Genomic DNA, 23,546 nt, shown 5'->3' on the forward strand with positions numbered 1-23,546 from the left:
GAGTCAACCACGTTCACCACATTCGGATCGGCTCACACTGTGAACCGTTCCGATCGGTATGCTCGGTCTTCGTAGCCGCACGAGGGGAGACGGACAGGTGCCGGACGAGCACGCAGCAGAGGTCACCGCCGCCGGAATCGCCAGGCTCGCGGGCGTCGGAAGGGCCGCCGTCAGCAACTGGCGCCGCCGCCACGAGGACTTCCCCAAGCCCGTGGGCGGGACCGAGACCAGCCCCTCCTTCGCCCTCGCCGACATCGAGCAGTGGCTGCGCGACCAGGGAAAGCTCGTCGAGGTCCCGCTCCGCGAGCGCGTCTGGCAGCAGCTCGCCGCCCACCCCGCCGGATCCGTGACCGCCCTCGTCCACGCCGGCTGCGCGCTCCTGCTCGTACGGGACCGGCCCACCGGCTGGGCGGAGATCGCCGCGCTGTCCGACGAGCGGCTGTCCGACGTCCTGCCCACCGCGCTCGAAGAGCTCCTCACCGCCCGCTTCGGCTTCGCCCGCGCCGTACGGACCCCGCTGCCCGCCGACCTCGCCCCCTCCGTGCCCCTGATGCGGGGCGCGGCCGAGCTCGCCGCCGCCCTAGGAGCCCGTCAGGCCTTCGAGTTCCTGCTGGGCCGCCACCTGGACGCCAACCCGCGCCAGTACACGCTCACCCCGCCCGGCCTCGCCGAGCTGATGGCAGCCATGGCCGCCGAAGCCGCAGGACCCACCCCCACCGTCCTCGACCCCGCGTGCGGCACCGGCGGACTCCTGCGCGCCGTCCAGCGCCCGACCGCCCTCCACGCCCAGGACGCCGACCCCGAACTCGCGGCCCTCACCGCCCTGCGCCTCGCCCTCCACGGCGACGCCGACATCCGCTCCGCCGCCGGCGACACCCTGCGCGCCGACGCCTTCCCCACGCTCACCGCGGACGCCGTCCTGTGCCACCCCCCGTTCAACGAACGCAGCTGGGGTCACGACGAACTCGCCTACGACCCCCGCTGGGAGTACGGCTTCCCGGCCCGCACCGAATCCGAACTGGCCTGGGTCCAGCACGCCCTCGCCCGGCTCCGCGACGGCGGCACCGCCGTCCTGCTCATGCCCCCCGCCGTCGCCTCCCGCCGCTCCGGCCGCCGCATCCGCGCCGACCTGCTGCGCCGCGGCGCCCTGCGGGCCGTCATCGCACTCCCGGCCGGCGCCGCGCCCCCGTACGGCATCCCGCTCCACCTCTGGGTGCTGCACCGCCCCGGACCCGGCCACCGGCCCGCCCCCGAGCTGCTGCTCGTCGACACCACCGGCCTCGTCCAGGACGGCGGCCGCGACAAGCTGCCCTGGCCCACCGTCCAGGGCGCGGTCCTCGACGCGTGGAACGGCCGGGCCGAACCCGGCGTCAGCCGCTCGGTCCCCGTCATCGAGCTCCTCGACGACGACGTCGACCTCGCCCCCGCCCGTCACCTGGCCGCCCCGGCCGCGGGCGGCACCGCCGCCGAACTCGAAGCCGTGCGCGCCCGCCTGGACGAGACCCTGCGCCGCACCCTGAGCCTCGCCCCGACCCCCGCCGCCCCGGGCAGGCCCGCCGCCCGCACCCTCACCACGGTCGGTGAACTCGCCCGCGCCGGAGCCCTCCAGCTGCGCGCCGGCGGCGCCGGCGCCTCCCCGGCCGGCGGCCCCGTCCTGACCGAGCAGGACGTCCTCTACGGAACCGCACCCTCCGGGACGCTCCCGGACGGCCCCGCCGAGGACCCCGTCCTCGTCGAGCAGGGCGACGTCGTCGTCCCCGTCATCGGCGGCGGCTCGATCGCCCGGGTCGTCGACGCGGCCACCGCCGGCGCCGCACTCGGCCGCAACCTCCAGCTCCTGCGCCCCGACCCGGCCGCGCTCGACCCCTGGTTCCTCGCCGGCTTCCTGCGGGGCACCGCCAACAACCGCCAGGCCAGCTCCTTCGCCTCCACCGCGACCCGGCTCGACGTCCGGCGGCTCCAACTGCCCCGGCTGCCCCTCGCCGACCAGCGGCGCTACGGCGAACGCTTCCGCGCCCTGGGAGAGTTCGAGGACGCGCTGAGGCTGGCCGGCCGGCTCGGGGACCAGCTGGTGCAGGGGCTGTACGACGGACTAGCGGACGGGACCGTTCGGCCGGAGTGACGTGAGAGAGATCATTTCCGTACAACCCTGGGCCTGTTGTGGGTGTCGCCTTATACGCTCGTAGTCCTTTGTGCTTCGAACGTCCGCACCCTCAGGAGCGACCTCCATGCATGGTCACGCGCCCATGGCGCCCCCGCGGCCCGGCCCGTCGGCGGGCGTGATCGTCGTGCGCGTGATCCTCTGCCTGGTGGTCGTGCTGTCCCTGGGGTCCCTCGCGTGGATCGCCATGCTGCGGATCGCGATCATGCGGCGCCGGGGCCGGGACTGGGCGCTGTTCTGGGGCCAGCTCGTGCTCAACATCGCCTGTCTGGCGACCCTGGAGCAGCGCCTCGCCGACCACTGGATCTCGAACGTGGGCATGGCCGGACTGCTGGTGCAGATGGCCGCCGTGACGGCGTACTACCTGGTGGCCGACATCCGCCACCACCAGCCGCCCGCCGTACTGCCGTGGGCGCCTCCGCCGCCGCAGATGTCTCCGCAGATGCCGCCACAGATGCCTCCGTACGGATACGGCTACCCGCCCCCGCAGCCCCCGCCGCCGACCACCCTGCCGCCGACCACCCCGCCGCCCGGCCCCCGGATCGACCAGGTCCGCGCGGAGCTCGACGAGCTGAGCCACCTCCTCCGCAAGGACCCGCGCGAGGGCGGAAGGTGAACGGACGCGTCATCGGCGGACGGTACGAACTGTCCACCGTCATCGGCCAGGGCGGCATGGGCCAGGTCTGGACGGCGTACGACGGACGGCTCGACCGCCGGGTCGCCGTCAAGCTGCTCCGTCCCGCCACCCTCTCGGGCCCCGCGACCGCCGCGGAGGAGCTGCGCCGCCGCTTCGTCCGCGAGTGCCGGGTCACGGCCCAGGTCGACCACCCCGGCCTGGTCACCGTCCACGACGCCGGCAGCGAGGGCGACGACCTCTACCTCGTCATGCAGTACGTCGACGGCGCGGACCTCGCCGACCACCTCGCCGAGCACGACCCGTACCCCTGGCCGTGGGCCGTCTCCGTGGCCGCGCAGCTGTGCGCGGTGCTCGCCGCCGTGCACGCGGTGCCGATCGTCCACCGCGACCTGAAGCCGCGCAATGTGATGGTGCGTCCCGACGGCACGCTCACCGTCCTCGACCTCGGTGTCGCCTCCGTCCTGGACACCGACACCACCCGCCTCACCCAGACCGGTTCGCCGATCGGCAGCCCCGCCTACATGGCGCCCGAGCAGGCGATGGGCGGTGCCGTCGGCCCGTACACGGATCTGTACGCGCTCGGCATCCTGCTCCACGAACTCCTCAGCGGAAACGTGCCGTTCGCCGGGTCGACGGCGCTCGGCGTCCTGCACCGGCATCTGTACGAGCCGCCGCTGCCGGTCCGCCAGCTGCGCCCCGAGGTGCCGGAGGCCCTGGAGGCGCTCGTGCTGCGGCTGCTCGCCAAGGACCCGCAGCACCGCCCGTCCGGCGCGCACGAGGTCTACGAAGCCCTGCTCCCGCTGCTGCCCGCCCGCGGCGCCCCCGCGGGCCCGCTCGACCCCACCCGCCCCTTCCTGCGCCCGCACGCCCCCTGGCCCGACCGCGCCTCCGCCCCGGCCCCACCGGTAGCCCCGCCCGTGGCGCGCCCCGACGTGGCCACCACCGTCGACGAGGTCAAACGCCTCCTCGGCGAGGGCTCGCTCACCCAGGCCGTCGACCTCCTCGGCTCCATCCTCCCGGCGGCCGCGGCCGAACACGGCGAGCACTCACCCGTCGTCCGCATCCTGCGCAAGCAGTACGCGACGACCCTGATGGACGACGGCCAGTACCGCCGTGCCCTGCCCGAACTGCGCCGCCTCGCGGAGGACCGTGCGGCGGAGGCGGGCGCGGCCGACGCGCAGACGCTGCAGTTCCGCTACGAGGTGGCGCTGTGTCTTGAGCAGCTGGGGGAGACGGCGGCGGCCCTTGCGGAGTACCGCGCGCTGCTGCCGTTCCACGAACACGGCACGGACCAGGCCCGGTTCTTCGACATCCGCCGGCGGATCGGGAACCTGCTCCTGGCGATGGGCGACCACACGGCGGCGCATCAGCAGCTCCAGGCGCTGCTCTACGACACGGAGCGGGCCTACGGGCCGTACCACGCCCTCCCGACGGAACTCCGACGTGCCCTGACCCGCCAGCAGCAGATGGGCCGCCTGCCCTGACAATGCCTCAGTGACATTGATCAAGAGCAAGTTCAGAACGGCCGTCGCCTCGCTCGCGCTGGCTCCCCTCCTCATGGCCTCACCGGCCGCCGGAGCGGAGTCCGTCCCGGCCGTGACCACCGGCCCGGTGTTCAACGACCCGTCGGGCGACACGGCCGCCGAGGGCCGCATCCTCGGCCACCTCGGCCGCCTCGTCAACGGCGCCGAACCGGGCTCGTCCATCCGGATATCCCTGTACCTGTACGGATCGGAGTGGCTGACGGACCAGCTGCTCGCAGCCCACCAGCGCGGCGTCACCGTCCAGATGGTCCTCGACCACGACAGCACCGGCTGGGGGGCGGGCAAGCGCCTGCAGGCGGGGCTGACCGGGGAGTCCTGGGTACGGTTCTGCAAGGAGCAGGAGGCCTGCCTCGCGAAGGACCCGGGCACGACGGCCGCGGACCCGAACGGCTGGTACGACAACGTCAACCACAACAAGACCTTCCTCTTCTCCCGCACCAAGGGCAACGGCGTCGTCCCGGTGGACAACGTGGTGGTGCAGTCCTCCGGCAACCTCGTCGAGTGGGACCGCGTCAGCGGGTGGAACGACGCGATGACGGTCGCGGGCAACAAGGAGCTGTTCGACGCGTACACGGGATACTTCAACGACCAGGCCGCGGCGGCGGCCGGGCAGACGCCGCAGGTCGCCGACTACGCGCACGACACGCAGGCGGGCCCCGCCAAGGTCTATTTCTTCCCGCGGTCGACCACCGACGTGGTCGTCAACGTCCTCAGGACGGTGGCCCAGCCGGTGGGCACGGCGGCTCCCTGCCACGGCAACGACGCGGGCTTCGGCACCTCGGACGGCCGGACGAAGATCCGGATCGCCCAGGGGCACATCACCCGCCCCGAGGTGGCCGAGGAGCTCTGGAAGCTCGCGGACGCCGGCTGTCATGTCGACATCGTCTACCGCAAGCTCGACAATCCCCCGAACACGGCGGTGGCCGGCTGGCTGACCAAGCCGACCGCGAAGGGCCGTATCGCTCTGCGCCAGCTCTACAACGACGAACGCGGCGGCACGGGGACGCACACCAAGTACCTGCTGATCGAGGGCACGTACCTCGGCGGCAAGAACAAGAAGATCGTCTTCACCGGCAGCCACACGTACACGGTCACGGCGCTCAAGTACAACGACGAGACGATGCTGAAGTACGAGGACGCGGCGGTCTTCGACGCGTACGTCCAGAACTTCGAGGCGCAGCGGGCGGCGGCGGAGAACGAGGGCTTGTAGAGCTGACGGAGCGACAGGATCACGAGTTCACAACTGATCCAGAAGTGGATCTTTGTGGTCCGATTTGCCCATTCGGGTGGTTGTAGCGTTCGCGTCTGATCATGCACACGTCCCCAAGGAAGCACTCATGACGACTCCTCCCGCCACCCCCGACCAGCCGCTCGCGCCCGCCGAGCCGGAGAAGAAGAAGGGCGGGATCGGCAAGAAGATCCTCGGTGTCGTCGTGGCGATCGCCGTCGCCCTCGCCGTGAAGCTCGGCCTCCCGCACCTCACCGGCGAGGCGCCCGTGCACGCCGAGGCCGGCGACTGCGTGACCGTGACGGGCCCGGAGAACGACCCCGAGGTCGAGAGCAAGGGCTGCACCGAGAAGGTGGCCGACCTCTACAAGGTCGTCAAGGTCTACGACAACACCTTCGACGTCGAGAAGTGCGGCGAGGACAGCGAGGTCGCGCTCGCGCAGCAGCTGAACTCGGACAAGTTCGTGCTCTGCCTGAACGCCGTCAAGAACTGACGCCGCGTCCACACGCGTCGAAGGGGCCGGACCCGGTGGGGTCCGGCCCTTTGTTCGTGTGGGACGAGGCGCCGGATGGTGGGGCCCCACGGCCCGGCGGGACGCGAGCCCTAAAGACCAAGTACCCGGGGAAAGAACCCACCCCACCCCTCCAGCCTCCCCGCGTCGAGCCGTCACCCACATGAGCGAACTGTGCCAACTGGGCTGGATGTGGTGCCGGTTGCCTGGCATATGCTCTCGGCGACCAAACCGAAAATAGTTCGGCCCCCGGCCGGGACTCGCAATCCCGATCGAGGGCCTGACCAACGAGGAAGCGAACCCTTCCCGATGGATACCCAGCACTTTAGCGCGCCCGCACCTCGCGGAGGCGTCATCCACGTCAAGGTGAAGCACACCAGTCACTTCACCGTGATCGGCAACCACCTCGCCCAGCACGAGAAGCTCTCACTGCTCGCGATCGGCCTCGCCGTCCACATCCAGTCACTCCCCAACGGCTCCTCCATCTCGATCAGGACGCTCGCCGAGCGCTTCCCCGAGGGTGAGATCCGTATCGCCGCCGCGCTGCGTGAGCTGGAGCTGTACGGCTACCTGGCGAGGACCTGTGAACGCCTCCCGGGCGGCCGGCTGGCGACGCGCACAGTCTCGTACAACCGCCCAGGAGTGACGGAGCCGGACCCGGAGCCGGACCCGGACCCGGACCCGGACCCGGACCCGGACCCCGAGCCGGAGCCGGAACCTCCGCCCACTCCGAAGCCCGCGCCCGCGCCGCCTGCGCCACCGGTCCGCCTGCCCGAGGGCCCAGCAGTGGACCTCCTCCTCGGCCTGCGGGCCCACGACCCCCGCCTGCTGCTCTCGGTACGGGACATCCAGCACCTGGCCCCCGGAGTCACCGCCTGGCTCGACCGCGGCGCCCACCCCGACGCCGTCCGCCGCACGCTCACGGCAGGCCTCCCGGCCGACCTGAAGCACCCGGCAGGCCTCCTGTCCCACCGCCTGACGACCCTGCTCCCACCCCCGGTCCCGGCAAAGCCCGTGATTCCGCCCCCGCACCCTTTCCAGACCTGCGAGGACTGTGACCTGGCCTTCCGTGCCCCGGAGCCGGGCCGCTGCCGCGAATGTCTCTCATCACCGAAGGGGCGTGCCGCATGACGCATCACGAGACCTGCGGTTCTACCGGCGGTAGAATCCTCCTCATGGGCAAGGCGACAAGTATCAAGACCAGCGAGGAGGTCCGCGACCGGCTGCGCATTCTCGCGGCCGAGCGCGGTACCACCATCACCGAGCTCCTTGAGGAACTGGCCAACCGCGAGCTGACCGCCGCCGAGCGCGAGCAGCGCGCGAGCGAGGCCGCCCAGGAGCTCGGGATCGAGTACACCGAGCAGGTTCAGCGGGCCGGTGAGGACGCCTGGGCGAGGATCCGTGCGCACCAAGGTGCGGCGTGAACCTTGCTGTGGTGCTTGACCACACCGCCCTCACCGCCCTGTATCGAGCCGACCCGTTCTTCACCGGCCTGTACATCGAAGCCTCGCGTGGGACGGGCCGCGTCATGGTCCCGTCGCTGGCTGTTCTCGGCGCCGAGCGACTGCTTTCCGGGGCCGGTGCGCACGCCGCGTCGCTGAGGTTCGCCCAGCACGTCCCCTTCGCGGAGACCCATGCCGTCGAGGCGATGGCCTGGCCGAGCACGGACTGGCCCGTCGCCCATGCGGCGGCCATCGCCTGGCAAGCGGCCAGGACCGGAGCCCCGGTGACGCTCCTGTCCATCGAGCCGGGCCTCTATGCTGCGACGGGTGTCACTCCGCTGAATCCCTTTGAGCTATGACGGATGGCGCAGAAGCACCTGTACGGCGCAGGAACCGGAGGCCGCATGCCCGTGATCCAGCCCCAGCCCATCCGTACCCACCGGCTCACGCTTCTGCCCCTGGCCGTCGCGCACGCCGAGGAGATGGCCGGAGTGCTGGCCGACCCGGAGCTGTACGCCTTCATCGGCGGCACGCCACCCACGCCGCAGGCCCTCCGGGAACGCTACGAGCGACTGGCCGCCGGGTCGCCCGACCCGGGCGTCTCCTGGTGCAACTGGGTCGTCCGGCTCGGGGACGCGGACGCGGACTGTCTGACCGGCACCGTGCAGGCGACCGTGACCGACGGCGGTGAGACCGCCGAGATCGCCTGGATGGTCGGGACCCCGTGGCAGCGGCGCGGGATCGCCACCGAGGCCGTCCGACAGCTCGTCGCCTGGCTCGCGGCGCGCGGGGTGGGGACGGTCGTCGCGCACATCCACCCCGACCACGCCGCGTCCGCCGCCGTCGCCACCGCCGCAGGGCTGAAGCCCACCGACGAGTGGAACGACGGGGAGATCCGGTGGCGCCTCGACACGACGCCGGGCCGGAACCCGACCCGCTGTCCCTGAGGTCAGCGGTGGGTGGACGGGCGGCCGGAGCGGCCGCCCGAGGTGGACAGCGCGCGGGCCCAGGCGTCCGGGTCGGACACGGCCGACGGGGAAGGCGCCGGGGCGGGATCGGCCGGGCGGGGGGCCGGGGTGTTGCGGCGGATCTCCTGGACGCCGCTCTTCATCCCCGACCGCAGGCGCTTCGACAGCGGGCGCTCCACGAGGCGGTGGATCAGCCAGGACGCGACCAGCATGGCCGCCGTCACGGAGACGACGAGGGGGACCGGCGCGACCCGGTCACGGAAGTGGTGGATCAGCGTGATGCCCACGGCCATGTGGATCACGTACAGCGGGTACGTGATCGCTCCCGCCGTCTTCAGCCAGCGCCACTGGATACGGTCCAGGAGGCCGAGCGCGACGGCCGCGATCGCGAGGAACCCGACCGCGATGACCAGACGCGCGGGCCAGGTCGGCAGCTGATCCGCGAGGCGCAGGCCGAGATTCGTCTCCATGCGGCCGCGGACGTAGTGCTGGGCCAGCAGGAACTGGACCCCGACGATTCCCCACAGCAGCATCGTCGGCCGGTAGCGGCGCATCAGATAGAAGGCGATACCGGCGATGAAATACGGCGCGTACTGCGGCATCGCGAAGAAATGGAGCAGCCGGAGGTCGGTGGTCGGCGCGGCGACCGCGGCCAGCGTCCAGATTCCGCAGAAGAGAATGCAGTTGCGGTACGTGACGCCGCGGAGCACGACGAGCGCGAAGAGCGCGTAGAACTTCAGTTCCACGAACAGCGTCCAGTACGAGTGGTCCACATGCCCGACGCCCAGGCCGCCCTGCATCATGGTCAGATTGACCAGGACGTCGCTCCACTGATCCATGTGGCGCAGTTGCCGCACCTCCGGCAGGAGCCACAGGGTCAGCGCGGTCAGCGCGATGCCCGCCCAGTAGGCAGGGAAGAGCCGGGACACGCGGGACACGGCGAAGTCGCCGACCGTGCGGCCCCAGACGCTCATGCAGATGACGAAGCCGCTGACGATGAAGAAGATCTCGACGCCGAGCCAGCCGTACACCGCGAAGGGCCGCAGCGCGGGAAAGAGCTCGGACGTGTTTCTGTCCCACGCCGTATTGAGGCCGATGTAGTGGTAGAAGACCACGATCAGGGCCGCCGTGATCCGGATTCCGTCCAATGCGAAGAGACGGTTCGCCGGCTCTCCGCCGCTTCTGGCCCTCTTGGTGCCGGGCATGCTGCGGCCTTCCCCGTGATTGTTGTGGATAGAGGGGACCGTACAGTCGGGGCACAGGGACTTCACAGCTGAGGCATGGTGTCCTTTATCACCTGGACAGGGGGGTTTGGTCTCTGCTCTTCCGCGCAGAAGCAGGGGTCGGCATCACCCCCGGAAGCACCCAGAGCAGCAGCGCCACCGCGCCCACACCCAGCCCGGCCCGCAGGCCCGGTGGCCTGAACTCGCAGGCCACGGACGTCTCGCCGGACACCCGCACCGCCACCAGCCCGCCGTACGAGTCCGCCGGCCGCCCCCCGCACGTCCAGCCCGCGATCCGCGGAGCCGCCACGACGACCGTCCCCCTCGTCCCCGGCGGGAGCTCCGCGCGGATGCCGCTGTCGGTGACGTCGACCGACACCGCGCCCGAGGCCCTCAGGCCGGCCACGGCGGCCGCGAGGCGCCCCCGGTCCAGGCAGCCGATCCGGCGGTCCTTCGTGCCCTTCCCCTTCAGGACCGCCGCCGTGCCCGCCGTCTCCTGCACGCCGAGCGAGGTCAGCGCGGCCCTCCGCTTCGGCAGCCCGCCGTTCAGCTTCACCGGCCGGCCGCCCGGGCCCAGGCTCGCGGTCCCCTTCAGGTTCGGGGCCCAGAGGAAGACCTCGCTGCCGACCGGGCAGACGCCGTCCGCGGGCAGCGTGTAGACGGACGAGCCGAGCAGCATCTCCTGGTTGCGGAACGGAGAGGCCCCGTACCGCGGAGCGCCCGCCCCCTCCGGACGTACCGTCACCAGCGGCGGCACCGGCCCCGTCCGCACCACACCCTCGTCGCGCCACCGGGCGCCGACACCGAACAGGGCGTCCGTCACCGGGTTGTCCAGGCTCTGCAGATTGCGCCCGTTGGACGTCCAGCCGCCGCCGAGCGCGGCCAGCGTCCGCGTCAGCACCTTCGGCGTGTGGCTGCTGTAGTACGCGGCGCCCTGGCCGCCGAAGAGCAGCGGCTCGTTGCCGGTGATCTGCGGGCGGCCGGAGTCGGTACGGTACGCCGGCCAGCCGTCGGCCCCGGCGAGCGCCGCCGTACGCCGGTCCTGCTCCGCGCCCCAGGCCGGGTAGTCGTCGAGCCGGCCGGGCCGCTCGCGGTCCGCGTACGCCGTGGTCGCGGCGGCCTGCCCGACGAGCGCCCCCGCCAGAAGCACGGCCGCCACGACCCCGTACCGCCCCCGGCGTGCCAGCCACAGCGCGCCGCAGGCCGCCGCGAGTCCGGCCGCGAGCAGCGGGTACGTCCAGCCGGTCACCAGGTCGCTCGCCGTCGCGCCGACGGCGACCGCCGCCACCACGCCCGTACCGCCGAGCAGCGCGCGCCGCCCCGGCCGGCCGTGGGAGAGGCCGATCCAGGCGGCGATCACCAGCACCCCCGACAGCACGAACGTCTGGCGGTACGGACTGCCGTTGGGCGTGGCGAACACATGCCACACCAGATGAGTGGGACCCCACTGCAGCGACAGCGCGACCGCGACCGCGAACCCGGTCCACAGCCACCGCTCCCGCCGCGGCACCTTCCGGTGGAAGATCAGGGCTCCGGCGAGCAGCAGCGTCCCCGTGCCGAGGAAGGCGGCCGGGGTGGCGAAGCTGTACGTCGCCGGGAGCAGCCGCGCGAGGAAGTCCGTCCCGTCGGCCGGCCGGAACTCCTTCGTCCAGCCCGGGTACGCGTGCGTGGAGCCGAGGAACACCGGGACAAGGACCGGCGCGGCGAGCCCGGTCCCGACCACGACCGTCAGGACGGCCCGGGCCAGGGTCCGTACCCGCAGGGCGTCCGCCGCCGCCAGACGCACCAGAAGCACCAGCGCCGCGCCGATCGTCGCCATGTACGCGGTGTAGAAGTTGGCCACCCAGCACAGGGCCACGACCAGCGGGCCGACGAGCGGCCGCCTGCCCTCCCGCACCCACTCGCCGACCAGGCACAGCAGCGGGAACGCGATCAGGCCGTCCAGCCACATCGGGTTGTACGTGGCCTCGATGACGGCCCAGCCGCACAGCCCGTACGAGGCACCGAGCACCGCCGCCGCCCACCAGGGGCCGGGCCGCAGCCGCAGCAGCGCCACGGTCATGGCGGCCGCCGCGGCGGCCATCTTCAGGACGGTGACCGTGTAGACCGCGTACTCGATGTCCGCGCGCGGGAAGAGCGCGACGAGGAGCGCGAACGGGCTGCCGAGATACGTCCCGAGGTCGGGCAGGAAGCTGGTGCCCCAGCCGGACTGCCAGTTGAGCAGCAGCCCGCCGTCGGCGCGCCCGTGCAGCAGGTCCCACAGATGGGCGTGGTACGGGACGAACTGGTTGGCCAGGTCGTTGACGCCGCGGCGCCGCGGCCCGAACGGGAACGTGCGGGCGACGGCGTCCCCCGCGCACACGGCGAACGCGGTGAGAAAGGCGGCGAGGAGCGCGGCGAGAAACGCCGGCCGGGCGGAAGGGCCGGCAGAGGGGCTGGCGGACGTACGGGCGGAAATACCGGCGGAGGAGCCCACGGCCAGTGTCGTCTGATCGGGCATGATGGTGTGAATATGCCAGTACGGAACGCGAAATGGTGTTCCACCGGGCCCAGTTCACGCAATGGTCGCCTTGTCGTCATGTATCGAATCAGCCGGCGACATCCGGGTGGGTTGTCGTGTCCTGCGTGCTGCTCTCGATCGTGGTCCCGTGTTTCAACGAAGAGGAGATCATCGGTCGCTTCCACGACCATGTGACCGCCGAACTCTCCCGTTTCGACGGAGAATTCGAACTGGTCTATGTGGACGACGGAAGCCGTGACCGTACGCTCCCGCTCCTGGAGGAGATCGCCGCCTCCGACCCCCGCGCCCGCTACGTCTCCTTCAGCCGGAACTTCGGCAAGGAGGCCGCGATGCTGGCCGGTCTCCAGCACGCGCACGGTGACGCCGTCGTCATCATGGACGCCGACCTGCAGCATCCGCCGGAGCTCGTGCACCGCATGGTGAGCCTGCACGCCGAGGGATACGACCAGGTCATCGCCCGTCGCACCCGCAAGGGCGACCGCGTGACCCGCACCATGACCGCGCGCGCCTACTACTGGGCGATCAACAGGCTGGTGGACGTCGAGCTCGTGGACGGCGTCGGCGACTTCCGGCTGCTCTCGCGCCGTACCGTCGACGCGATCCTCGAACTCACCGAGTACAACCGCTTCTCCAAGGGGCTTTTCGCCTGGGTCGGATTCCGCACCACCACATTCGAGTACGAGAACGCGGTGCGCGAGCAGGGCCGCTCGAAATGGACCTTCGGAAAGCTGCTCAACTACGGGCTCGACGGGCTGCTCTCCTTCAACAACAAACCGCTGCGGGCGGCCGTCTATCTGGGAATGATCCTGGTCTCCGTGGCCCTCGCATACGCGGCCTGGATCGTCGGTGTCGCCCTGGTGAACGGCGTCGACACTCCCGGATACGTGACGCTGCTCGTCATCGTCACCGCGCTGGCCGGAGTCCAGATGGTGATGCTCGGCCTGGTCGGCGAGTACGTCGGCCGTATCTACTACGAGGTGAAGCGGCGCCCGCACTTCCTGGTGCAGGCGACGAACGCGGCGGGCCCCGGGTCGTACGGGCGGCCGCGGACCGACACCACCCGAACACGTGAGTCGTTGATCGAGACAGTCGCGTCGAAGTAGTGGCCCAGGCCACGGCGACTGCCTAACATCGATCACCGCACGGTCGTCCCACTGACGCACGACCCACGCCGGGAGGCTCCTTTGCACCGCCGCACTGCGCTCTCCGTATCCGCCGCGCTCCTCGCCGCGGCGCCGCTGCTCACCGCCTGCGGCAGTGACGCCCACCCAGGGGCGGCGGCCGTCGTCGGCGGCGAACGGATCGAGGTGTCCAGCCTCCAGGCGCAGGTGCGCGACGTACGGACCGCGCAGCAGGCGTCCCCGCAGGCCGCGCAGCTGATCCAGGCCACCGGTGACCTCAGCCGCGAGAAACTCAACGTGATGATCTTCGACCGGGTGGTGGAACGGGTCGCCGCGGACCACGGCGTCACCGCCACGCGCGGGGAGATCCAGCAGACGCGGAGCGAGTTCGCCCGGCAGAGCGGCGGCGAGGCCCAGCTCGCCGCGATGCTGCTCCAGCAGCAGGGGATCGCCCCCGACCAGATCGACCAGGTCGTCCGCCGCACGGTCCTCATGAACAAGATCGCGGCCGAGCTCGGCGTCGAGAACACCCCCGAGGGCCAGCAGAAGCTCACCGAGGTCTTCACCGCCGCGTCCAAGGAACTCGACATCGACGTGAACCCGCGCTTCGGCGCGTGGGACGACACCAAGATCCAGTTGGGTGCCTTCACCTCGCCCTGGCTTCGCCGGATCAGCCAGGACCCGGCGGCCGCCGAGGCCGGGGCCTGATCCGCCACGCGGCGCCACGTAAGGTCGAAGGGTGAACGCTGAAGCACCCGTCGAGCCCGGCCGTATCGTTCTGCTCACCGCCAGCCACCGCGTGGCCCCCGGACTGCTGTCCTGGCCCGCGTGGCAGGCGCTGCACGGCGCCGACCGTGTGCTGTGCGCCGACGAGCACCACCCCCAGCTCCCGTACCTCCGCGAGGCCGGCGTCGCCGTCGAGCACGCCCGCCCCGCCGCGCAGGACCTCGTCGACGCGTGCGCGGGCGGCCGGACCGTCGTCGTCCTGCCCTCCGGCGAGGGCGACCAGGCCCTCACCGACGGGCTCGCCCGGCTGGCCGGCTCCGGCCGCGTCACGATGCCCGACCTGGAGCTGCTGCCCGGCTCGTACGACCTGCCCGGCGCCCGGCTCCTCGACCTGGTGCAGGTCATGGACCGCATCCGCCGCGAGTGCCCGTGGTCCTCGCGGCAGACGCACAAGGGGCTGGCCAAGTACGGCATCGAGGAGGCGTACGAGCTCGTCGAGGCGATCGAGGACGGCGACCGCACCGAGCTGCGCGAGGAGCTCGGGGACGTGCTCCTCCAGGTCGTCTTCCACGCCCGGATCGCGGAGGAGGACGAGGACGAGCCGTTCTCCGTGGACGACGTCGCCGGCACGATCGTGGAGAAGCTGATCCACCGCCACCCGCACGTCTTCGGCGACGAGACCGCCGAGACCCCGGAGGACGTCAAGGAGCACTGGCTGCGCACCAAGGCGATCGAGAAGCAGCGCGACTCGGTCACCGACGGGGTCCCGCTCGGCCAGCCGGGTCTGGCCCTCGCCGCGAAGCTGGCGGGCCGGGTCCGAACGGCGGGCCTGGACGTCGAGCCGCCCGCGGGGGAGGGCATCGGCTACGAACTGCTCGCCCTCGCCGTCCGCGCGGAGGCGTCCGGCGTCGACCCGGAGGCGGCACTGCGGGCGGCGGCCCGCGTCTACCGCGACACGATCCGCGCGGCCGAGGGCGTCCCGAGCGCTCAGTAACCGCGCGGCGCCCTGGCCTCCGGGTTGTGCCAGACCAGGTCCGGGGGTTCGAGGAGCCACTCGGCGGTGCTGCCGGGGCGGGGGCGGAAGCGGCCGACGGCCGGCAGCGCGTCGTGGAAGATCCGTCCGGGGCCGGTTCCGAGGTGCTCCAGGACGGGGACGGTCTCGGTGAGGAAGCCCGGCGGGCCGGCGACGTACACGTCGTGCTCGGGCCAGTGGCCGTACGTGTGGAGGGCGTGGAGCAGCCGTTCGGTCGCCTGGTCGCGCGGGTGGCGGGGCGCGGAGGTGATGTACGTGACGTGCAGCCCGGGTATCCGCTCCTTCAGGCGCTCGACGTCCCCCCGCCCGTACAGGTACTCCTTCGCGCGCGCGACCAGGAAGAGCCGCCCCTCCGTGCCCTCCGGTCCGTGGGCCGCCTCCTCCAGGAGCGCCTTGACCGGGGCCCAGCCCGTCCCGGCGGCGATGTAGGTGCGCGGGTCGCCCGGCGCGGTCCGCGAGGTCAGCGCGCCGCCGGGCGCGCTCAGCCGCAGCGGCTCGCCCTCCCGCACCCGGTCGACGAGCGCCGTGCTCATCGTGCCGCCCCGGATCCGGCTGACGTGCAGATCCACCGTGCCGTCCGCGCGGACCGCGTTGGCCAGGGAGTACGTCCGCCACACCCGCGGCACCCGCGGCGAGCTGAGGCTGACGTACTGTCCGGGCCGGTACGCGAACGGCCGCCGCGGCCGCAGGGTCAGGACCGCCAGGTCCTCGCCGAGCCGCTCGTGGCGCACCACGACGGCGTCCCACCACGGCGGCTCGCCGACCTCCGCCGCCTCCTCGGCGCCCCGCATCATCAGGTCGGCGACGAAGCCGTACGCCTCGGTCCACGCCTTCTCGGCCTCGACGGTCCAGGCCGCCCCGGCGGCGTGCGCGAAGGCGGCGGTCAGGCTGGCCCCGACGGCGGCGTAGAGCGCGGGCGCGGCCAGGAACTTGCGGTGGTCGCGGCCCAGATGGGAGAGGTAATCCGGGAGCCCGGGGTCCTCCAGGTGCGTCACGACATGGGTGAGCGCGGCGAAGAGCCGGTCGCGCTGCGGCCGCATGTCCTCGGGGAAGAGCTCGCGGACGCCCGGGTTGTTCCAGAAGAGATGGGAGTAGAAGAAGGTGACGGCGTGCTCGGCCCGTCTCTCGACGACGGCGAACGAGCTTCTGATCAACTGGGCATCCACTCGGGAGAATCTAGGCCACGCGTCTTCACACGACGATCACATCGCCGGACCGGCGGCGACCTTGTACCGTCTCAGGGTGAGCAAGCCCCCCGCCCCCGAGCTCTTCACCTGGGAGTTCGCGACCGATCCGTACCCCGCCTACGCCTGGCTGCGCGAGCACGCGCCCGTCCACCGGGCGAAGCTGCCCAGCGGGGTCGAGGCCTGGCTGGTGACGCGGTACGCGGACGCCCGGCAGGCCCTCGCCGACCAGCGTCTGTCGAAGAACCCGGCCCACCACGACGAGCCCGCGCACGCCAAGGGCAAGACGGGCATCCCGGGGGAGCGCAAGGCCGAGCTGATGACGCATCTGCTCAACATCGACCCGCCCGACCACACGCGGCTGCGGCGGCTGGTCTCGAAGGCGTTCACCCCGCGCCGGGTCGCGGAGTTCGCCCCGCGGGTGCAGGAGCTGACGGACGACCTCATCGACCGGTTCGCGGCGCGGGGCTCGGCCGACCTCATCCACGAGTTCGCCTTCCCGCTGCCCATCTACGCGATCTGCGACCTGCTCGGGGTGCCGCGCGAGGACCAGGACGACTTCCGCGACTGGGCCGGGATGATGATCCGCCACGGCGGCGGGCCGCGCGGCGGGGTCGCGCGCTCGGTCAAGAAGATGCGCGGCTATCTCGCCGAGCTCATCCACCGCAAGCGGCTCGACCCGGGCGACGACCTGATCTCCGGGCTCATCAAGGCCTCCGACCACGGCGAGCACCTGACGGAGAACGAGGCCGCCGCGATGGCCTTCATCCTCCTCTTCGCGGGCTTCGAGACGACGGTCAACCTCATCGGCAACGGCGTGTACGCGCTGCTGCGCAACCCGGACCAGCGCGCGCGGCTCCAGGCCTCGCTCGCGGCGGGGGAGCGGGACCTCCTGGAGACGGGCGTCGAGGAGCTGCTGCGCTACGACGGGCCGGTGGAGCTGGCGACCTGGCGGTACGCCAGGGAGCCGCTGACCATCGGCGGGCAGGAGATCCCGGCGGGGGACCCGGTGCTCGTCGTGCTCGCCGCCGCGGACCGCGACCCGGAGCGCTTCGAGGAGCCGGACACGCTCGACCTGTCCCGGCGCGACAACCAGCATCTCGGGTACGGGCACGGCATCCACTACTGCATCGGCGCCCCGCTCGCCCGGCTGGAAGGGCAGATCGCTCTCGCGACGCTGCTGACTCGCCTGCCGGACCTGCGACTTGGGGCCGATCCGGCCGATCTGCGGTGGCGCGGCGGGCTCATCATGCGTGGATTGCGCACGCTTCCTGTCGAGTTCACCCCTCTTGCGAACTGACGTGCCGTCAAGACTGTGACTTTTACGTGATCTCCGCTGCATCGACTTGTTACTGACGTTCGAATGCCGCTACGTTCACCGTCACCTCAGCAGTCACGCGAAAGGCACTCCGCATGCGCTCCGGGAACGGACGACACCGTAGACCCCGTCAGGCCCCCGCCATCGTCGTCGCAGCCGGTGTGACCGGCTCGGCGCTCGCGCTGCCGCTCCTGGCCGCGGGCTCCGCCTCCGCCGCCGACGCCGCCACCTGGGACCGGGTCGCCGAGTGCGAGTCGGGCGGCCAGTGGAGTGCCAACTTCGGCAACGGGCTCTACGGCGGGCTGCAGTTCACCCAGGAGGGCTGGGAGCGTCACGGCGGTCTGGCGTACGCGACGAGCGCGGACTACGCGAGCCGCGCCCAGCAGATCGCGGTGGCGGAGAAGGCGCTCGCCGCGGGCGACACGCAGTGGGACACCTGCGCCCCGATCGCCGGTCTGACGAACGACGGCACCGCTCCCGAGGTCGACCCGGGGCCCGCCGTCACGCCGGCGCCCACCGGGCCGGTCTACGGCTCGAACCGGACCGAGGGCCTGCCGGCCGGCCCCGAGGCCGTCCCCACCCAGCCCGAGACCACCCGCACCACCCCTGCCGGCCCCACCACCCCCGCGACGCCGGACGCCTCGGCGCCGTCGGACGCGCCGATCTCCGGCGCCACCCCCGAGACCTCCGTCACGCCCTCCACCCCGGCCGCCCCCGGCACCGGCAAGCACCGCGGCGACGCCGCCAAGGAGGAATCGGGCACTACGGACAAGGTTGACGATTCCGGTCGTCATGCCGCACCGGTCGACGGGCCTGACGCGCCGACAAGTGACGTGACCGGCGGTGAGGGTTCGAATAATCCGGATACAACAGACACGTCGGACGCTACGGGCATCGCGGGCGAATACACCGTCAAGCCGGGCGACAGCCTCTCCGAGATCGCCCAGCAGAACGAGCTCCCCGGCGGCTGGACCTCCCTCTATGACGCCAACCGTCAGACCGTCGGTGCCGATCCGGACCTCATTCACCCTGGTCAGAGCCTTGACCTGACGATCGGCCTGCCGCAGAAGGCGAAGTAGTTCGGGGTCGTATGTCCGGTTCTGTGCAAGTGAGACATGGGTCTCTTCGTCCCAACTGGCCCGCCACGTCCGCAAACTCTGCTTCCGTCACCTCTCACCTGCGTAAACACCCTTCGTCCGGCGGCGAGTAGGGGCGTTTTCTCCTCAATGCCCGTCTTTGAACTTCGGCGGGGTCTGTGTCTACGGTCGTCACCGCTCGCCACCGCGGGCCTCGTCGACCGGTACGCCGAATCCTGCCGCCGGCCGATGGGAACAGTCGTCGCGTCACGCGCCGAAGGCAGGAGCGGGGGACCCAAGGTAAGTGCCGTCCCCGGCCGTTGAGACAGACGGCCGACGGACCGGCTTGGGGTGAAGCCGCGCGCTGGGTCGCGCGGCCGGGCAACTCACATGGCCCGAACCCGACAGCTCACCTCGCAGGCGTCGGTGAGGAGAAGTCCCATGCTGTTTTCCGCCAAGGGCAAACACCGTCGTCCCTCCAAGGCCACCCGCGCCGTCGCCCTCGCCGGTGTCGCCGGCGTCGCCGTCGCCGCCCCGCTGATGACCGCCGGGTCCGCCTCGGCCGCGACCACCTCCGAGTGGGACGCCGTCGCCCAGTGCGAGTCCGGCGGCAACTGGTCCATCAACACCGGCAACGGTTACTACGGCGGCCTGCAGTTCTCGGCCTCCACCTGGGCCGCCTTCGGTGGCACCGCGTACGCCGCGACCGCCGACCAGGCCTCGAAGTCGCAGCAGATCACCATCGCCGAGAAGGTCCTGGCCGGCCAGGGCAAGGGCGCCTGGCCGACCTGTGGCGTCGGCCTGTCCAACGCCTCCTACGAGGGCGGCGCCGAGGCGAGCACCCAGCGGAGCGCCCCGCGGCAGGAGCGTCAGGCCGAGCAGCCGGCGACCCGCAGCGAGCAGCGGACCGCCCCGAAGGCCGAGTCGAAGAAGACCGTCACCACCCCGACCGGCAAGAAGGTCAAGAAGGGCGACGGCGAGTACAAGGTCGTCGCCGGCGACACCCTGAGCAAGATCGCCGCCGCGCACGACGTCAAGGGCGGCTGGGAGAAGCTCTTCGAGCTCAACAAGGACGTCGTCGAGGACGCCGACCTGATCTACCCGGGCCAGCAGCTTCACCTGAAGTGAGCCCGACGGCTCGCGTGAGTCCGGCGGCTCACGCGGGTCCCACGACCCTCCCGCGGTGACCACCCCGTCCCGGCGCGCCCTTCCCCCCGTGCGCGCCGGGACGGGGTTTCCGTGTTACCGATGAGTAGTTCCGGGGTCCTTTGACCCGGGATGCATGCCCTTGGGTCCTTTTTCGTCCCAGGGGGCGGGCGCCCGGCTGGCCGGAGGCCCCGAGCCGGTTAGGCTCTTGTCGCAAGGCCAAAGCGACCCTGCATCGCATGCATCTAGCGTCACATCCCAGAAGGAGATGCTCGTGCCGTCCATCGACGTCGTCGTAGCCCGGGAAATCCTGGACTCCCGAGGCAACCCCACGGTCGAGGTCGAGGTCGGCCTCGACGACGGCAGCACCGGCCGTGCTGCCGTTCCGTCCGGTGCCTCCACCGGAGCGTTCGAGGCCATTGAGCTCCGTGACGGAGACAAGAGCCGCTACATGGGCAAGGGTGTCGAGAAGGCCGTTCTCGCCGTCATCGAGCAGATCGGCCCGGAGCTCGTCGGCTACGACGCCACCGAGCAGCGCCTGATCGACCAGGCGATGTTCGACCTGGACGCCACGGACAACAAGGCCTCCCTCGGCGCCAACGCCATCCTCGGCGTCTCCCTCGCCGTCGCGCACGCCGCCTCCGAGGCCTCCGACCTCCCGCTCTTCCGCTACCTGGGCGGCCCGAACGCGCACCTGCTGCCCGTTCCGATGATGAACATCCTGAACGGCGGCTCGCACGCCGACTCCAACGTGGACATCCAGGAGTTCATGATCGCGCCGATCGGCGCGGAGTCCTTCTCCGAGGCCCTGCGCTGGGGCACCGAGGTCTACCACACCCTCAAGTCCGTCCTGAAGACCAAGGGCCTGTCCACCGGTCTCGGCGACGAGGGCGGCTTCGCCCCGAACCTCGGCTCCAACCGCGAGGCGCTCGACCTCATCCTCGAGGCCATCAAGCAGGCCGGCTACGTCCCGGGCAAGGACATCGCGCTGGCGCTCGACTGCGCCGCGTCCGAGTTCTACAAGGACGGCTCCTACGAGTTCGAGGGCAAGTCCCGCTCGGCCGCCGAGATGACGGACTACTACGCGGAGCTCGTCGACGCGTACCCGCTGGTCTCCATCGAGGACCCGCTGTTCGAGGACGACTGGGCCGGCTGGAAGACCATCACCGACAAGCTCGGCGCCAAGGTGCAGCTGGTCGGTGACGACCTGTTCGTCACCAACCCGGAGCGCCTGGCCCGCGGCATCGAGGAGAGCACCGCCAACGCCCTCCTGGTCAAGGTCAACCAGATCGGTTCGCTGACCGAGACCCTGGACGCCGTCGAGCTGGCCCAGCGCAACGGCTTCAAGTGCATGATGTCCCACCGCTCCGGCGAGACCGAGGACGTCACCATCGCCGACCTCGCCGTCGCCACCAACTGCGGCCAGATCAAGACCGGCGCCCCGGCCCGCTCCGAGCGCGTCGCCAAGTACAACCAGCTCCTGCGCATCGAGGAGATCCTCGACGACGCCGCGGTCTACGCCGGCCGCAGCGCCTTCCCGCGCTTCAAGGGCTGAACCTCCCGCAGGTAGCTTCCGTACGTCCCCGCACTCGGTCCCGTACCGTGTGCGGGGACGTACGCATTGAAGAGGGAGGCGGAAGACATGGCAGCGAAGGACCGGGACCGGTTCTCGACCGCGACCCGGATCAGGCTGCTCGGCGAGCAGACCGCCGCCCGCGTCTACCGCTCCCAGACCCGCCGCCAGGCCCGCCGCTCGCGCCTCACCGGCCGCGCGGCTTTCCTCGCCCTGGTCGTCTGCTCGCTGGTGGTGGCGCTCGCCTACCCCATGCGGCAGTACGTCTCCCAGCGCGGCGAGATCGCCGACCAGGAGCGCAGGGCCGCCGAGGCCGCCGACCGGGTCGAGCAGCTCAGGGACGAGAAGGCCCGGCTCCAGGACCCCGCGTACGTCCGCCGTCTCGCCCGCGAGCATCTGCACTACGTCATGCCCGGCGAGACGGGCTTCACCGTGAACGACCCCGACGCCGAGCGCGCCCGGCGCACCGAGCAGGGCGCGGCCGACCGCCCCTGGTACTCCCATGTCTGGGAGGGCGTCGATCACGCCGACGCGGGCCGCTGACGCGGCGACGCGAGATGATGGCCCCACCGAACCGCCCCACCGACGAGAAGACAGACGCAGGCATGGAAACGCCCCCTCCGCAGACCGCACGCACCGAGCCGACCGAGGCGGACGTCGCCGCCTTCGAGGCGCAGCTCGGCCGCCCGCCCCGGGGTCTGCGCGCCATCGCGCACCGTTGCCCCTGCGGCAACCCGGACGTCGTCGAGACCGCGCCGCGGCTCCCGGACGGCACCCCGTTCCCCACCACGTACTACCTGACCTGCCCCCGCGCCGCCTCGGCGATCGGCACCCTCGAGGCCAACGGGGTCATGAAGGAGATGCAGGCCCGGCTCGGCACCGACCCGGAGCTGGCCGCCGCCTACCGGGCCGCGCACGAGGACTACATCGCACGCCGTGACGCCATCGAGGTCCTGGAGGGCTTCCCGAGCGCCGGCGGCATGCCGGACCGGGTCAAGTGCCTGCACGTCCTGGTCGGCCACTCGCTGGCCGCCGGCCCCGGCGTGAACCCGCTGGGCGACGAGGCGATCGCGATGCTGCCGGAGTGGTGGGCCAAGGGCCCCTGCGTCACCCCCTGCGCGGACAAGGACAAGGAGAAGAAGGAAGGGGAGGACGCGCAATGACACGGGTCGCGGGCATCGACTGCGGGACGAACTCCATCCGTCTCCTCGTCGCCGACGTCCATCCGGACACGGGCGAGCTGATCGAGCTGGACCGGCGGATGACGATCGTCCGGCTCGGCCAGGGCGTCGACAAGACCGGCCGGCTCGCGCCCGAGGCCCTGGAGCGGACCTTCGCGGCCTGCCGTGAGTACGCGGCCGTCATCAAGGAACTGGGCGCCACGAAGCTGCGCTTCGTGGCCACCTCCGCCTCCCGTGACGCCGAGAACCGCGACGAGTTCGTCTCCGGCGTCCTGGACATCCTGGGCGTCGAGCCCGAGGTGATCACCGGCGACCAGGAGGCCGAGTTCTCCTTCACCGGCGCCACCATGGAGCTGCACGGCACCGAGAAGTACCTGGTCGTGGACATCGGCGGCGGGTCGACCGAGTTCGTGGTCGGCAACAAGCACGTCGAGGCCGCCCGGTCCGTCGACATCGGCTGCGTACGGCTCACCGAGCGGCACGTCCGCAGCGACCCGCCCACCGCCGCCGAGGTCGAGGCGATCGTGACCGACATCCGGGCCGCGCTCGACCTCGCCGCGCGGACGGTCCCGATCGCCGAGGCCGACACCCTCGTCGGGCTCGCCGGCTCCGTCACGACGGTCGCCGCGATCGTGCTGGGTCTGGAGGAGTACGACTCCGAGAGGATCCACCGCTCCCGGATCTCCTTCGACCAGGTCGCCGCGGTCGTCGGCCGGCTGCTCGTCTCCACCCACGACGAGCGCGCCGCGATCCCCGTCATGCACCCGGGACGGGTCGACGTGATCACCGCCGGGGCGCTCGTCCTGCTCGAGATCATGGAGCGGACCGGGGCCCGGGGGGTCGTCGTCAGCGAGCACGACATCCTCGACGGAATCGCACTCTCCGTGGCATAACGGGCACCCGACGGCGCGTCCGGAAACGGCCCGTCGGAAAAGTTCGTGAAGTTCTTCACA

At 71.6% G+C, this 23,546-nt stretch carries 22 protein-coding genes and 1 riboswitch; of the genes, 19 read left to right on the top strand and 3 right to left on the bottom strand.

Translation table 11 applies throughout. The annotated features are described in order from the left end of the window. The first annotated feature begins 58 nt into the window (after nt 1-58). From FDM97_RS04230 to FDM97_RS04270, 9 genes are all read left to right on the top strand, one after another. Nucleotides 59-2,122, top strand: coding sequence for an N-6 DNA methylase (locus FDM97_RS04230; protein ID WP_137988925.1), 2,064 nt, complete (start codon nt 59-61; stop codon nt 2,120-2,122). Between the two features lie 106 nt (nt 2,123-2,228). After that, a complete protein-coding gene (locus FDM97_RS04235; RefSeq protein ID WP_137988926.1) occupies nt 2,229-2,777 on the top strand; it encodes a hypothetical protein in 549 nt (182 codons plus the stop codon). Then, nucleotides 2,774-4,282: a serine/threonine-protein kinase gene (locus FDM97_RS04240; RefSeq protein ID WP_137988927.1), complete on the top strand. Its 1,509-nt coding sequence runs from the start codon at nt 2,774-2,776 to the stop codon at nt 4,280-4,282. The genes FDM97_RS04235 and FDM97_RS04240 overlap by 4 nt, the downstream gene beginning before the upstream one ends. A 10-nt stretch (nt 4,283-4,292) precedes the next feature. Continuing rightward, nucleotides 4,293-5,552: a phospholipase D-like domain-containing protein gene (locus tag FDM97_RS04245; protein ID WP_254705493.1), complete on the top strand. Its 1,260-nt coding sequence runs from the start codon at nt 4,293-4,295 to the stop codon at nt 5,550-5,552. 127 nt (nt 5,553-5,679) lie between these two features. Further along, on the top strand, nt 5,680-6,063 hold the full coding sequence (locus FDM97_RS04250; protein ID WP_137988928.1) for an LppU/SCO3897 family protein: 384 nt from the start codon (nt 5,680-5,682) through the stop codon (nt 6,061-6,063). Between the two features lie 384 nt (nt 6,064-6,447). Beyond that, nucleotides 6,448-7,212 carry a helix-turn-helix domain-containing protein gene (locus FDM97_RS04255; RefSeq protein ID WP_349775374.1) on the top strand — a complete coding sequence of 255 codons (765 nt, stop codon included), beginning with the start codon at nt 6,448-6,450 and terminating at the stop codon, nt 7,210-7,212. A 44-nt stretch (nt 7,213-7,256) separates the two neighbouring features. Next, nucleotides 7,257-7,505: a ribbon-helix-helix protein gene (locus tag FDM97_RS04260; RefSeq protein ID WP_137988930.1), complete on the top strand. Its 249-nt coding sequence runs from the start codon at nt 7,257-7,259 to the stop codon at nt 7,503-7,505. Then, complete coding sequence (locus tag FDM97_RS04265) at nt 7,502-7,882, top strand: PIN domain-containing protein (RefSeq protein ID WP_137988931.1); 381 nt, start codon at nt 7,502-7,504, stop codon at nt 7,880-7,882. The genes FDM97_RS04260 and FDM97_RS04265 overlap by 4 nt, the downstream gene beginning before the upstream one ends. 45 nt (nt 7,883-7,927) lie before the next feature. Beyond that, entirely contained in the window at nt 7,928-8,470 is a 543-nt protein-coding gene (locus tag FDM97_RS04270) for a GNAT family N-acetyltransferase (protein ID WP_137988932.1), read from the top strand. Between the two features lie 2 nt (nt 8,471-8,472). Here the strand turns inward: FDM97_RS04270 and FDM97_RS04275 are convergent, their stop codons facing one another. Both FDM97_RS04275 and FDM97_RS04280 read right to left on the bottom strand, forming a co-directional pair. Beyond that, nucleotides 8,473-9,696, bottom strand: coding sequence for an acyltransferase family protein (locus FDM97_RS04275; RefSeq protein ID WP_137988933.1), 1,224 nt, complete (start codon nt 9,694-9,696; stop codon nt 8,473-8,475). A gap of 88 nt (nt 9,697-9,784) precedes the next feature. Beyond that, nucleotides 9,785-12,214 (bottom strand): YfhO family protein, encoded by a 2,430-nt coding sequence (locus FDM97_RS04280; RefSeq protein WP_137988934.1) that lies wholly within the window; start codon nt 12,212-12,214, stop codon nt 9,785-9,787. Between the two features lie 125 nt (nt 12,215-12,339). Here FDM97_RS04280 and FDM97_RS04285 point away from each other — a divergent pair, with 125 nt between their 5' ends. From FDM97_RS04285 to FDM97_RS04295, 3 genes are all read left to right on the top strand, one after another. Then, nucleotides 12,340-13,338 carry a glycosyltransferase family 2 protein gene (locus FDM97_RS04285; RefSeq protein WP_254705494.1) on the top strand — a complete coding sequence of 333 codons (999 nt, stop codon included), beginning with the start codon at nt 12,340-12,342 and terminating at the stop codon, nt 13,336-13,338. Between the two features lie 81 nt (nt 13,339-13,419). Beyond that, a complete protein-coding gene (locus tag FDM97_RS04290; RefSeq protein ID WP_137988936.1) occupies nt 13,420-14,064 on the top strand; it encodes a SurA N-terminal domain-containing protein in 645 nt (214 codons plus the stop codon). A gap of 31 nt (nt 14,065-14,095) precedes the next feature. Further along, nucleotides 14,096-15,076 (top strand): nucleoside triphosphate pyrophosphohydrolase, encoded by a 981-nt coding sequence (locus FDM97_RS04295; protein ID WP_137988937.1) that lies wholly within the window; start codon nt 14,096-14,098, stop codon nt 15,074-15,076. On the opposite strand, the gene FDM97_RS04300 is transcribed toward FDM97_RS04295, so the two are convergent. After that, the gene (locus tag FDM97_RS04300; protein WP_137988938.1) at nt 15,070-16,281 is read right to left on the bottom strand and encodes a globin domain-containing protein; all 1,212 of its coding nucleotides are present in this window, start codon (nt 16,279-16,281) and stop codon (nt 15,070-15,072) included. The two genes, FDM97_RS04295 and FDM97_RS04300, sit on opposite strands and share 7 nt — an antisense overlap. A 76-nt stretch (nt 16,282-16,357) precedes the next feature. Between FDM97_RS04300 and FDM97_RS04305 the strand changes: the two genes are divergently transcribed. The 7 genes from FDM97_RS04305 (at nt 16,358) to FDM97_RS04335 (ending at nt 23,486) form a co-directional block, all read left to right on the top strand. Further along, nucleotides 16,358-17,599: a cytochrome P450 family protein gene (locus tag FDM97_RS04305; protein WP_254705495.1), complete on the top strand. Its 1,242-nt coding sequence runs from the start codon at nt 16,358-16,360 to the stop codon at nt 17,597-17,599. Between the two features lie 113 nt (nt 17,600-17,712). Beyond that, a complete protein-coding gene (locus tag FDM97_RS04310; protein WP_137988940.1) occupies nt 17,713-18,696 on the top strand; it encodes a LysM peptidoglycan-binding domain-containing protein in 984 nt (327 codons plus the stop codon). A gap of 259 nt (nt 18,697-18,955) precedes the next feature. Continuing rightward, a riboswitch (cyclic di-AMP (ydaO/yuaA leader) is annotated at nt 18,956-19,131 on the top strand. Nucleotides 19,132-19,134: 3 nt separating this feature from the next. Beyond that, entirely contained in the window at nt 19,135-19,821 is a 687-nt protein-coding gene (locus FDM97_RS04315) for a LysM peptidoglycan-binding domain-containing protein (RefSeq protein ID WP_137988941.1), read from the top strand. 292 nt (nt 19,822-20,113) lie between these two features. Then, entirely contained in the window at nt 20,114-21,394 is a 1,281-nt protein-coding gene (gene eno, locus FDM97_RS04320) for a phosphopyruvate hydratase (protein WP_137988942.1), read from the top strand. A gap of 87 nt (nt 21,395-21,481) precedes the next feature. Further along, entirely contained in the window at nt 21,482-21,955 is a 474-nt protein-coding gene (locus tag FDM97_RS04325) for an FtsB family cell division protein (protein WP_137988943.1), read from the top strand. A gap of 62 nt (nt 21,956-22,017) precedes the next feature. Continuing rightward, a complete protein-coding gene (locus FDM97_RS04330; protein ID WP_137988944.1) occupies nt 22,018-22,575 on the top strand; it encodes a DUF501 domain-containing protein in 558 nt (185 codons plus the stop codon). Next, the gene (locus FDM97_RS04335) at nt 22,572-23,486 is read left to right on the top strand and encodes a Ppx/GppA phosphatase family protein (protein ID WP_137988945.1); all 915 of its coding nucleotides are present in this window, start codon (nt 22,572-22,574) and stop codon (nt 23,484-23,486) included. Before FDM97_RS04330 ends, FDM97_RS04335 begins: the two co-directional genes overlap by 4 nt. The last annotated feature ends 60 nt before the right edge of the window (nt 23,487-23,546 follow it).

Origin of the sequence: Streptomyces vilmorinianum, from assembly GCF_005517195.1 — a bacterium.
In the GTDB taxonomy this organism is placed as follows: Bacteria; Actinomycetota; Actinomycetes; order Streptomycetales; family Streptomycetaceae; genus Streptomyces; species Streptomyces vilmorinianum.